The organism is Arthrobacter sp. 05L417 (genome assembly GCF_056397865.1).
Genome location: NZ_JBFTOG010000004.1, coordinates 153,632 through 165,526, shown reverse-complemented (window position 1 = coordinate 165,526; position 11,895 = coordinate 153,632). Strand labels below are relative to the sequence as shown.

At 61.6% G+C, this 11,895-nt stretch carries 9 protein-coding genes; 8 read left to right on the top strand and 1 reads right to left on the bottom strand.

What is annotated here, in order from left to right; genetic code table 11:
- Nucleotides 1-18 precede the first annotated feature (18 nt).
- Nucleotides 19-798, bottom strand: coding sequence for an SDR family NAD(P)-dependent oxidoreductase (locus AC1DJW_RS05805; RefSeq protein ID WP_476900900.1), 780 nt, complete (start codon nucleotides 796-798; stop codon nucleotides 19-21).
- Between the two features lie 80 nt (nucleotides 799-878).
- On the opposite strand from AC1DJW_RS05805, the gene AC1DJW_RS05800 reads away from it, so the two are divergent.
- From AC1DJW_RS05800 to AC1DJW_RS05765, 8 genes are all read left to right on the top strand, one after another.
- Nucleotides 879-1,475 (top strand): TetR/AcrR family transcriptional regulator, encoded by a 597-nt coding sequence (locus tag AC1DJW_RS05800; protein WP_442003129.1) that lies wholly within the window; start codon nucleotides 879-881, stop codon nucleotides 1,473-1,475.
- Nucleotides 1,476-1,807: 332 nt separating this feature from the next.
- Complete coding sequence (locus tag AC1DJW_RS05795) at nucleotides 1,808-2,773, top strand: alpha/beta hydrolase (protein ID WP_476900899.1); 966 nt, start codon at nucleotides 1,808-1,810, stop codon at nucleotides 2,771-2,773.
- A gap of 119 nt (nucleotides 2,774-2,892) precedes the next feature.
- Entirely contained in the window at nucleotides 2,893-5,373 is a 2,481-nt protein-coding gene (locus tag AC1DJW_RS05790) for a glycoside hydrolase family 2 TIM barrel-domain containing protein (RefSeq protein ID WP_441437334.1), read from the top strand.
- 79 nt (nucleotides 5,374-5,452) lie between these two features.
- Nucleotides 5,453-6,799, top strand: a complete 1,347-nt coding sequence (locus tag AC1DJW_RS05785; RefSeq protein ID WP_441437335.1) for an MFS transporter — start codon at nucleotides 5,453-5,455, stop codon at nucleotides 6,797-6,799.
- A 69-nt stretch (nucleotides 6,800-6,868) separates the two neighbouring features.
- On the top strand, nucleotides 6,869-9,136 hold the full coding sequence (locus AC1DJW_RS05780; RefSeq protein ID WP_476900898.1) for a glycoside hydrolase family 3 C-terminal domain-containing protein: 2,268 nt from the start codon (nucleotides 6,869-6,871) through the stop codon (nucleotides 9,134-9,136).
- An 87-nt stretch (nucleotides 9,137-9,223) separates the two neighbouring features.
- A complete protein-coding gene (locus AC1DJW_RS05775) occupies nucleotides 9,224-10,447 on the top strand; it encodes a glycoside hydrolase family 1 protein (protein WP_476900897.1) in 1,224 nt (407 codons plus the stop codon).
- Nucleotides 10,448-10,534: 87 nt separating this feature from the next.
- Nucleotides 10,535-11,488, top strand: a complete 954-nt coding sequence (locus AC1DJW_RS05770) for a LacI family DNA-binding transcriptional regulator (RefSeq protein ID WP_441437338.1) — start codon at nucleotides 10,535-10,537, stop codon at nucleotides 11,486-11,488.
- A gap of 139 nt (nucleotides 11,489-11,627) precedes the next feature.
- Nucleotides 11,628-11,849 carry a hypothetical protein gene (locus AC1DJW_RS05765; RefSeq protein ID WP_441437339.1) on the top strand — a complete coding sequence of 74 codons (222 nt, stop codon included), beginning with the start codon at nucleotides 11,628-11,630 and terminating at the stop codon, nucleotides 11,847-11,849.
- The last annotated feature ends 46 nt before the right edge of the window (nucleotides 11,850-11,895 follow it).

Genomic DNA, 11,895 nt, shown 5'->3' with positions numbered 1-11,895 from the left:
GGGTTTTTTGTTTGGCGGCTAAATCGCCGACCAGCCGCCGTCGGAGGCCAGAACCGCGCCGTTTAGGTTGGTGCCGTCGTCGCTGAGCAGGAAAGTGATTGAGGCTGCCAACTGTGCGGCGTTAGCGGGCGTGGGGATATTGGCCTGCATGAGTGGGATGAGCCGTTCGGTGGCCAGTTGGGAGCCGAAGTTTGCCTCGATGCCAGTGAGTGTGGGCCCGGGAGCCACGGTATTGAAGCGAAGACCCTTCGGGCCGTACATCACGGCGGAGTTCTTGGTCAGGCCAACAACGGCATGTTTGGAGGCAGTGTATGCAGCCCCGGCAGCCGAACCGCGGATGCCGGCCTCTGAGGAAACGTTGACTACCGACCCCGCCCCGGCTTCCAGCATCAGCGGTACAACGGCGCGGGTAAGACGCATGAGGGCGGTGACGTTGATCCGGAAAACGCGCTCCCAAAGGTCATCGTCCACCTCATGGATTGGTGCGAAGTTATCCATGATTCCGGCAATGTTCGCCAAGGCGTCGATGCGCCCGCCGGCGGCAGAAACCACAGCGGCAATAGTTTCCTCAGTAGAGATGTCACCGGCCACTGGCACCAGGTCCAGGTTCTTATTCTCTTCAACGAGAGCGTCGAGGCGCTGCTTGCTGATGTCCGCGGCGATAACCTTGCCGCCCTCCTTGGCGATGCGCATGGCAGTCGCCTGCCCTATGCCGGACGCTGCACCCGTTACGACGACGGTTTGTCCCGCAAAGCGGCCATTAGTGATGGTTTCCTGCCACGAGGCTTCGCTGCCCATGATGTCCTTCCAGACGCTGATGATGTCGCAGCCAAGATTACGACACTCAGTGTCATAATGGAAGGGTGAATACTGGTGAGATGCTTTCGAACGATTCAATCACTATCCACCGGTCGCCGGGGCGGCCGGTGAGCATCGACCCTGAAGCGGTTGCCGCCCTTGCCCTCAAAATGTTCGCCGAGCGGGGGTATGAGCAGACCTCGATGGAGGATATTGCGCGGGAGGCCCGCGTTGGGCGGAAGACTTTGTACCGCCATTTCGCCAATAAAGCAGAGTTGGTATGGGGCGGGATGGGACCTGTAATAGAAGCCTCCGCCGCCGCCTTGGAGTCGGCCCCTGCACATCCCCTGTCCCGACAGGCGATTCTGGACGGACTTCGGGAAGCCGTGCTTACGGGTATTGCCGCCCTCCCGGACCTCGCCGTGACCCGCGGGAGACTCCGATTGATCGCCGAACACCCGGAGCTGCTGAGCCGCAGCCAGGAATTCTTAGGGACTCGCAACGACCAGACCCGCTCCTACCTCACCGCCCGTGGCATTCCTGAAGACACTGCCCGGTACCTGTGCGCCGCTCTTGCTGGCGCATTATTCGAAGCCTGGCTGCAATGGGCGGCTAATGATGACACTGACCCTGCCCCCTACCTTCGGCGGGCGCTTGCCGTCCTCCAGCTGGGCTAACCAGGTCTTCGCCCCCATCTTGGACGGATGACGTACGCTCCAGGGTCAAAGTTTGGCCCGGAGGATCAACTGCTTCGCATTTCGATGCTTGAGCTGGTGCGATCCACTGGAGTGGCTCTTCAAGGGCTTTGCTGCAGCCGACACCCATCTGTGCGCCGCGGCCGCTCAATGCACTGCATTCCCAACGGGAAATTTCAGCCCCTATTGACGCGTGTCACCCACGCGTGATTAGATCGGTGACGCGCGTCACCCACGATGTCGCGACTAACCGCGAGAGCGCCTGACTTCACGAATAGTTCACGATCGATCCCCGCAGAGGAGAACGTTCCACGATGACCGAATACCCTGTTCCAACCACCATCAGCCTCGAGGCACAGAATGTATTGGCCATGGCCGCCGGAAGGCCGCCGCAGCCTGATCCCGCCCCTGAGGATGTCGAGGTCTGGCGTGCCCTGGCGGCGGCCGCCGAATCCTCAGACCCTGTCTTCGTCGAAACCATGGCGCGAGCGACAACTGGCGCCGTGACATCAGACGTTGCAGTAGCAGTAGAAGCCGGCAAGGTTCATGGGGCGAAATTCTTTATGGCTGAGCCGTCGGACATCGCAGCTGACGACGAGCGGGTCCTTCTGTACATCCACGGCGGAGGTTTCCTTTGGGGCGGCGGGCCCACTGCGCGCCGCTCCACCGAGCTCATCGCCGGCAACATCGGCGTGCGCACCTGGGGAATGGACTACCGGCAACTCCCGGACAACCCGTTCCCGGCTGGCCTGGATGACTGCATGACGGTATACCGCGAACTGCTGAAGAGCCATAGGCCGGAGACGATCGCCATCGCCGGGCAATCCGGAGGCGGCAATCTCTCAGCAGCCCTTCTCCTTAGGGCCCGAGACGAGGGTCTGCCAATGCCAGCCGCCGCCTGCCTCATTTCTCCTTGTGTCGATTTCACGCTTGCCGGCGACACGTACACCACCCTCGGGTTTGGCCTCAGCGAATGGCACCCGAAGAACATGCTCGAGCTATACCGCGGTGATCAGTCACTCGAGCACCCCTACATCTCACCTCTGTTCGGCACATATACCGCAGACTTCCCGCCTGTCATGCTGACCTCCGGGACGCGCGACTTCCTCCTCTCGGATACCGTGCGGTTGCACCGCAAACTCCTTCAGGCCGGCGTCCGCGCCGAACTTCATGTCTGGGAAGGTGCCCCGCACGGCATGTTCATGGGAGAGGCTCCGGAGGATCGAGAACAGATCGAGCAGGCGCGCCGATTCCTTGAAGCCTCCTGGGCAGCAGCATGAGCTTCATGAGAGACGACGACGCTCAACCGCGGGAATCAACCATCCGTTGACGTGCACCAGCGCGTGGTTAAGCCGTGACGAGTCACTGACAATCGCTATTGATTTTTCTAGGAGTGCTAATGGCCAGGAAACCATTCAACGAAGGATGGGCCGTCCGGACGAGGGTCAGTGCTTTCGCTGAACTGGGCGGAGCAAGTGAACAGTGGGTTGATGTAATGCTTCCGCATGATGCGCTGATCTCGAAGACCAGAAGCGGTGATGCTCCTGCCGGCGCGGCTGGCGGATATTTTCCCAGTGGTGCTTTCGAATACCGCAGGATGCTCGATGTTGATGAGGCAGATCGCGGCAAGGTGTTCGCTCTCGAGTTCGACGGCGTTTACCGGGACGCGATGGTGTACGTCAACGGTGCCCTGGCCGGCCAAGACGCTTATGGCTACTCGCGCTTTACCGTGCGCATTGACCCGTTCCTTCGGTTCGGTGCCGCGAACGAGGTCCGGGTGGTCTGCCGGGCGCATAAGGACAGTCGCTGGTACACCGGTGCCGGGATCTACCGGGACGTGCACCTGATTGTTAAGGAGCCTATCCACATCGGGGTAGATGGTGTCCGTGTCACCACTGCTGACATCGACAGCAATCGCGCGATGGTGGAGGTGACTGCAAGGATCACCAACACCACCGCCGTGACCACCACGGTCAACTTAGCAGCGTCGGTCAATGAAGAAGGCATCGCCGAGGTCGCCAGCGACGAGTCCCCTGTCACACTGCTTCCAGGCACCTCGGCTGTGGTGCGCCATCGGCTGATGGTCGAGAATCCTGCCTTGTGGGGATTCGATTCGCCGTCCTTGTACACGTGCGTCCTGCTGCTGCGAGACGCAGGCGCGGTCATCGACAGGGAATCCGTCACGTTCGGGATCCGTCGGATCCAGGTCGACGCCAAGAGAGGGTTGAGGCTCAATGGTGAGACGGTGAAACTGCGCGGTGCCTGCGTTCATCACGACAATGGACCTTTGGGTGCGGCGACTATTGCCGCGGCCGAGGAGCGCCGGGTCCGGGTCCTGAAGGAAGCCGGTTTCAACGCCATCAGGAGTTCGCACAACCCCGCGAGCTCGGCACTCCTGGATGCCTGTGACCGGCTCGGGATGCTCGTCATCGATGAAGCGTTCGACGTTTGGACCTCGGGTAAATCCGATTACGACTACGCCACTGATTTCGCGCAGTGGTGGGAACGTGATCTTGAGGCCCTTGTGGCCAAGGACATCAATCACCCCAGTGTGATCATGTACTCCATCGGCAATGAGATTCCGGAAACCGGAACTGCTGATGGCGGGGTGTGGAGCCGCCGGCTTGCCGAAAAACTGCGGTCGCTGGACGGGACCCGGCCCATCACCAACGGTATCAACGGTTTTGTATCGAGTCTGGACATTGTCCTGGCCGGCATGAAACAGCACCAGGGCGCAGCTGGCGACACCGGAGCGGGCGTGAACGGGATGATGACCCAGGTCGGAGACATGATGAACCATATCTCGGCCTCCGAAATGGTCAGCGAACGGACCGCCGAATCCTTTTCGGTGCTTGACGTGGCAGGAATGAACTACGGTGACGGACGCTACCTGCTGGATAAGACGCTCTTTCCGAACCGCGTCATTGCCGGCACTGAGACTTTTCCGGGGCAGATCGCCAAAAACTGGGACCTCGTCAAAGCCAACGATCATGTTATTGGCGACTTCGCCTGGACCGGGTGGGACTACCTGGGAGAAGCCGGCTTGGGCTCGGTGGGATACGCCGACGGCGGCCATGGTGCAGCAGCAAGCGTGGCACGTCCCTACCCGTGGCTTACCGCGTGGACAGGCGACATCGACATCACAGGTGAGCGCCGCCCCGCCTCCTACTACCGGGAGATTGTCTTCGGGCTCCGGTCAACGCCATACATCGCGGTCCAGCGCCCGCAGTTTCATGGGCGCACACCGCTCATGACGCCTTGGTCCTGGAGTGATGCGATCAGCAGCTGGACCTGGGAGGGATTCGAGGGACAGCCGATCCAGGTGGAGGTGTACTCGGACGCCGACGACGTCGAACTGCTCCTCAACGGGGTGCCTGTCGGACGATCCAAGGTAGGAGAAAACCTGGCCTTCCGTACCGATTTCGACATCATCTACACCCCCGGTGACTTGACCGCTGTCGCGTATAAGGACGGCCAGGAGCATTCCCGTGTGCAGCTATCCACGGCACGCGACCGATTGCACCTTGACGTGAGCTCCGACGTCGACCTACTCACAGCCGGCACCGGGGACCTCGCCTTCCTGCGAATAGCACTCACGGACGGAAGCGGCGTTCTTCACAACGGCCGGGACCGCGAGGTCGCCGTAACGGTGGACGGACCCGCGGTCCTCCAAGGCCTCGGAAGCGCCAATCCCGCTACAGACGAGCCCTTCACAGCAGGCTCACATACAACCTTTGACGGCCGCGCCCTGGCCATCATCCGCCCAACCGGGCAAGGCCCTGTCACCGTCACCGTGACAGCCTCCGGATGCCAACCGGCCACCGTCACCATCGGTGCCAACGCAACCGAAGCAACGGGAGAACGTCAGCTCGTCTCCTAGCACAAGCACCACCGCTCCAACTGTGTTTACTTCACCTCAATCCCCCAACACCCGTACATCAAGACGACGGAGTCCTGCCGTGAAAAACAACAACAACCTTCCTCCGGCCACCGCCACCATCGGGGGCACACCAGCCGAGGTGGCGGAGGAGCAAATACTTCTTGCTCCTCCTGTCACCGGGCAGGTGGACCTGCCCAAGGTCAGCGCCAAGTACATTTGGCTCCTGCTGCTGGGCATGTTCGGAACCTACATCGCCCTCGTGACACCCATTGCCCTGTCCCTGGCCATCAAGATCAAAGCAATTGCACCGGATCACGAGGAGTACCTGGGGTTCGTCATCGGCGCCGCCGCCGTAGTCTCGCTGGTCTCCGGTCCCATCATCGGGGTGCTCAGTGACCGCACCCGAAGCCGCTTCGGGCGCCGCCGCCCCTGGCTCGTAGCCGGCTCCCTTCTCGGAACCCTGGGCCTGCTCATTATCGCCCTCGCACCGGACGTGCCCATGGTTACCGTGGGGTGGGTTGTCACGACGCTGGGCTGGAACACCGTCATTGGAAACTTGACCAACTCCCAGGCAGATCGCCTGCCGGAGTCCCAGCGCGGAAAAGTCGGCGGCCTGGTCGGCTTCGTCACCATGGCAGCACCGGTGACAGGCGCCATCCTCGCCGGCAGCCTCGCCAAAGACGCCTTGCTGCTCTTTATGATCCCCGCGGTGCTCGGCCTGGTCCTTACCGTTCTGTTCACATTCGTCATCCGTGAGGACGACAGCCGCACCCGCAACTTCGAGGACAGGCTGAACCTTCGCCTGGTCCTGTCCAAATTCGTGTACAACCCCCGCACGCACCCCGACTTTTCGTGGAACTGGCTCGGACGATTCCTTTTCTACTTCGGCCTCACCATGAGCTCAACCTTCACTGCGTTCTACTTCGCACAGCGGCTCGGGGTTCAGATCACCGAAATAGGCACCCTCGTGGCAATCGGCGGGATGCTCGGTATCGTCACGGTGATCATCGGCTCCATCGGAGGCGGCTTCCTTTCCGACAAGCTGCGCAAGCGCAAGCCCTTCGTGCTCAGCGCCGGTTTCATGTTCTCCGCCGGCGCAGTAGTCATGGCTTTCGGTGACAACCTGCCCATGCTTCTCATCGGTTCAGCCATCTCAAACCTGGGCCTTGGCATCTTTTCCGCCGTTGACCAGGCTCTGGTCCTGGACGTACTGCCCGAGCGGGACACCGACGCCGGACGGTTCATAGGCATCAATGGACTCGCTAACTCCCTGGCACAGTCAGCCGCCCCGCTGATCGCACCGCTTTTCCTGGGCATTGGTGTAGCCGCTGGAGGAGACAAAAACTACTCCCTGCTTTACCTGCTGGCCGGAGCCTTCACGATCCTCGGCGGCGTCGTCGTCCTGAAGGTCAAAGCCGTCCGCTGATCCCGCGGTCCGACACGGAATGCAGCAGACAAGCGTGCAACCGGGCCACCCCTACTACAGAGGAATTCCATGCAGAACATCGACGTCAGCCAGCTGACGCTGCAGCAAAAAGCGTCCCTGTTGATCGGAGATACCTTTTGGTCAACCACTGCCATCAAGGACCATCACATTGGTGCCGTGACCATGGCGGACGGACCCCACGGCGTCCGCATGCAGAAGCATGGGACTGACCACCTCGGGCTATACCGCAGTCAGCCCGCAACGTGTTTTCCGCCTGCGGTAGGAATCGGATGCAGCTGGAGCGAGGACGTCGCCGCACGCGTCGGCGCCGCCTTGGCCAAAGAATCACAGGCCCATGGCGTGGACATCCTCCTCGGCCCGGGCGTGAATATCAAACGCTCACCTCTGGGAGGCAGGAACTTCGAGTACTACTCCGAGGACCCGCTGTTGTCCGGCGTACTTGGGAGCGCCTACGTCAAGGCTTTGCAGGAGCACGGTGTGGGAGCATCCGTGAAGCATTTGGCGGCCAATGACCAGGAGACCGAGCGCATGGTCATCAGCTCCGACGTCGACGAACGCACACTCCGCGAAGTGCACCTGTCAGCCTTCGAACGAGTCGTCACCGAAGCGCAACCGGCGACGGTCATGTGCTCATACAACAAGATCAACGGCGTCCACGCCTCAGAAAACCGCTGGCTTCTCACTGATGTACTGCGCGGCGAATGGGGATTCAACGGCGTTGTGGTGTCCGACTGGGGCGCGGTCCGCACACGGCCGGCAGCACTGAACGCCGGCTTGGATCTGGCAATGCCCGGACCAGGGCAGTACGCCACCGAAGCGCTCATCAAGGCCGTCCAAAACGGGAGCGTGAACGAGTCGGCGATCGATCTGGCAGTGGAACGGGTTCTGGACCTTGCCGCCTACAGCGAACCCCGCATCACCGGGACCGCCCCAACTGAGTTCGATTCCGCAGCGCACCATGAACTGGCACGTGAGCTCGCCACCGAGTGCGCTGTCCTGCTCAAAAACCAGGACGGCGTACTGCCCCTGAAACCAGGAACATCCCTTCTGGTTGTCGGAGAATTCGCCACCAACCCCAGGTACCAGGGCGGGGGCAGCTCACACGTCAACGCCACACTCATCGACATACCCCTGGAGGAACTCAAGGCGGGGGCCGCTGTCTCTGATGGCAGCGTCCACTACTCGCAGGGCTTCTCTCTCCAACCCGGCGAGAACGATGCTGAACTCCGTGCCCACGCCGTGGAGGCGGCCCGCACCGTGGACGTCGCTGTCATATTCGCGGGCAACCCCGAAGAGGAGGAATCCGAAGGGTTCGACCGGACGAGGCTGGAACTCGCCGCTGTGCAGGTCGAGCTCATCCGGGCGGTCGCGGCCGCCGCCCCCCGTACCGTCGTTGTCCTGGCGAACGGGGGTGTTGTCTCCCTTGAAGAATGGCATGACCAGGTGGACGGCATCCTGGAAGGTTTCCTCCTCGGCCAGGGCGGCGGTAGAGCGATCGCTGACCTGCTGTTCGGTGTGACGAGTCCCTCCGGACGCTTGGCCGAATCCATTCCTTTCCGGCTGCAGGACACGCCCACTTACCTGTCCTTCCCCGGCGAGCAGGGCCACGTCCGTTACACCGAAGGCGTCATGGTCGGCTACCGCTACTACGAAACGGTGCAGCGGCCCGTCCGGTACCCTTTCGGGCACGGGCTAAGTTACTCCACCTTCGAAACAACGGACCTCCGGGCCGAAGCGCGCGGCCATGACGAAATCGCTGTTACGGCGAATATCACCAACACCGGAAAGATCCCGGCAAAACACGTCATACAGATCTACCTTTCAACCGACGCCGGGCCGGTCCTGCGCCCGGAACGGATCCTCGCCGCCTTCACCAAAGTCCTCCTTCAACCGGGCGAAACCCGGGAGGTCCATTTCCTCCTGGACCGCAGGAACCTTCGGTACTGGGACGTTATCCTTGACCGCTGGGTTGTCGCCCCGGGCTGCTACACCGTGCAAGTATCCGACAATGCCTCACACGTCCTGCTGGAGCAGGACGTGGCACTTGACGGTGACGAACTGCCACGCCTCCTGTCGCTGCAATCCGACGTTGCGGAGTGGCTCGCACACCCCACGGCGGGGCCGGCACTGGCGAACGAACTCAACCCCATCATGGCGGCATCCGGCCAACAGCTGGACGACGACAGCGACGGCACCCGCATGGTGCTCTCCATGCCCATGAACCAGATCCTGAGCATCCTCGGCGGTGCCATTGACGGCGATTGGCTTGTCTCCCTGCTTGAGCAGCCCGCTGAGGCTACTTCCTCCCCCGCCTAGCCCACCGGCCTGAAACCCACGGAAAACACACCCATGACTGAGATTCCCACCCCGCACATGACACCACGCCCCATCGAAAGGACACCAATGACAACGTTTGGCCCGGATTTCCTCTGGGGTGCTTCGACGGCGCCGCACCAGATCGAGGGAAACAACATCAACAGTGACTGGTGGGCCCGGGAAGGGCTCTTCCCTGGTATGGAGCTCAGCGGTGACGCGAACGACAGCTATCACCGTTACCGGGAGGACATGACCCTCCTCGCCGAGGCTGGCTTGAACTCCTACCGGTTCGGAATCGAGTGGGCGCGCATCGAACCCCGGCCCGGAGTGTTCTCCCCTGCACTGCTGGCTCATTACCGTCACATGATTGACACCGCCCTGGAGCTGGGCATCAAACCGGTCATCACCCTCCACCACTTCAGCTCCCCGCGATGGTTCGCAGACGAAGGCGGATGGAGTGCCCCCGCTGCACCCGAACGCTTCTCACGCTACGTGGAGGCCGCTTCGTCCATTCTGGGCGACGTCGGACACGTCATCACCATCAACGAACCCAACATGCTCGCCATGATGCTCAATCTGGAAGCAGCAGCCAGCCGTGGTGAACTGGACTCGTGGCAGAGCCCCACTGTCGAAAACCAGGGTGAGACCGAATATAGGCAGCCTCCGCTGCCGGTTCCGGTGCCAGACGACGGGAAGTACGTCGTCGAAGCCCACCATCTGGCGCGCGAGGCACTGCGCCAGCGCACGGACGCCCAAGTTGGCTGGAGCGTGGCAAACCAGTCCTTCACTGCAGCACCGGGAGGAGAAGAACGCCTCCTGCAGATCCGGTGGAACTTTGAAGACCTTTACCTTGAGGCCGCGAAGGGTGATGACTTCGTCGGTGTTCAGTCCTACACCTCCCAGCAGGTAGACGCCAATGGTCTGGTGCCGCATCCGGCCCATCCGGACAACACCATGATCGGTACCGCATACCGGCCGGACGCGCTTGCTATGGCGGTAAGGCACGCCGCCCAAGTGGCAAACGTGCCCATCCTTGTCACCGAGAACGGTATCGCCACCCCGGATGACACACGGCGCATCGCCTATACCCGCGAGGCCCTGCAGCACCTGGCCGCGGCCATGGAAGATGGTGTCGACGTCCGCGGTTACCTGCACTGGTCACTGTTGGATAACTACGAATGGGGCCATTGGGAACCGAAATTCGGCCTCGTCGCCGTAGACCGGACCACCTTTGAACGTAAACCCAAAGAAAGCCTCGGATGGCTCGGAAACATCGCCCGCTCCGGCGGCGCGAGGCTCAGCGGGTCCTGACAGGCCCGGGGGAACGCCGCCATGGGCAGCCCGCCCTGAAGCCGAAGCTATGATAATTAGACCTCGAACAACGGAAGGCGGGCGGTCGTGATACCCACCAGCCAGGATGTCGCCAACCGTGCCGGGGTGGCTCGTTCCACGGTCAGCATGATCCTTAACGGGAAAAAAGCCTTTTCGCAGGAGACGCGGGACCGTGTTGCCAAAGCTGTGGCTGAGCTAGGCTACGAGCCATCGTCAGCAGGACGTACGCTGGCCCGCGGCGCCAGCGATATCGTGATCGCGCTGATTCCTGACACAACCTTCGGACGCAACCTTCAAGACATCTACGGTCTGCTCACGGATGAACTCGCTGCACGAGGCCTGACACTTGTCCTGCGTCTATCGAGCCGTACTGACGCTGATTTCGACAGGCTCATCGTCGGGCTGAAGCCACGTGCAGTCCTGACGCTGGCTGCCCTTTCCGAGGGACAGCGCGCGCTGCTTGAACGCCGGGGCGTCAAGCTGCTGGAGACCGACGAATCCGGCAGTCACGGCATCAACGCGCAAATCGGAAGACTGCAGGCGCGATACCTCATCGAACGCGGCTATCAACAGCTTGCGTACGCGCACCTGCGGGACGCGCGCAGCGACCCGTTCGGCGGCCCCCGCGAACGCACCTTCAGGGAAGAGTGTCTTAGGCAGGGCCTTGACGAACCCCACGTTCTGCATCTTGATATCACACCCGTGGACGCCCGAAAGGCGCTGGAAGAATTGGGACACCGAGGATTTGCCGTGGCCTGCTACAACGACGACGTCGCCACCGCACTTTTGCACGCTGCCCACGAGAAAAGCTGGAACATCCCCGAAGACATCGCTCTGATCGGAATGGACAACACCCCATTGTCGCAGCTGACCATCCCCCCGCTGACCACGATGGGATACGACCCCACTCAGGTCAGTCAGCTCTCGATGCAGTCGCTGCTTAACCGTTTGGATGAGCAGCAGTCGGACCAACCCCTTCCCGAGCTTCACATCGACATCATCGAGCGGTCGACCGCCTAGGCCACCAGCCCAGGATCACTACCCGCGGGCGGATGAGCCCTGCCCGGTATGCACACCCCTCCGCCCGTGAAAAAAGATCACCCCCGCCCAGGCCTGCGGAGTGTCTAAACAAAAACATCAACGGATAGTGAGGAAGATCATGGACATTAACCGTCAGCAAACAGAAACGCCGGGCATGCTGGAAGTACATGCCAAACATGCTTCCGAAGTAGACGAGGCCCTTACGAAAGCAATCGGCGTCGTCAAGATCGCCGCAATGGAACACAAAACAGGGATTCTTATATCGCGCATCGACGCTGGCATATACATGGTGCGGGCACATCCGGCCGTCCCGTTCGGGCTGGTCCGCCAACAGCACTAACCTCTGGATGGACGGCAGAGTGGTGCAGCGGATGATTGATGTAGAG

Bases quoted from the DNA above. Each gene is read 5' to 3' on its own strand.
- AC1DJW_RS05765 (WP_441437339.1), top strand. From the start codon at position 11,628: ATGGACATTAACCGTCAGCAAACAGAAACGCCGGGCATGCTGGAAGTA.
- AC1DJW_RS05780 (WP_476900898.1), top strand. From the start codon at position 6,869: ATGCAGAACATCGACGTCAGCCAGCTGACGCTGCAGCAAAAAGCGTCC.
- AC1DJW_RS05805 (WP_476900900.1), bottom strand. From the start codon at position 798: ATGGGCAGCGAAGCCTCGTGGCAGGAAACCATCACTAATGGCCGCTTT.
- AC1DJW_RS05795 (WP_476900899.1), top strand. From the start codon at position 1,808: ATGACCGAATACCCTGTTCCAACCACCATCAGCCTCGAGGCACAGAAT.
- AC1DJW_RS05775 (WP_476900897.1), top strand. From the start codon at position 9,224: ATGACAACGTTTGGCCCGGATTTCCTCTGGGGTGCTTCGACGGCGCCG.
- AC1DJW_RS05790 (WP_441437334.1), top strand. From the start codon at position 2,893: ATGGCCAGGAAACCATTCAACGAAGGATGGGCCGTCCGGACGAGGGTC.
- AC1DJW_RS05800 (WP_442003129.1), top strand. From the start codon at position 879: ATGCTTTCGAACGATTCAATCACTATCCACCGGTCGCCGGGGCGGCCG.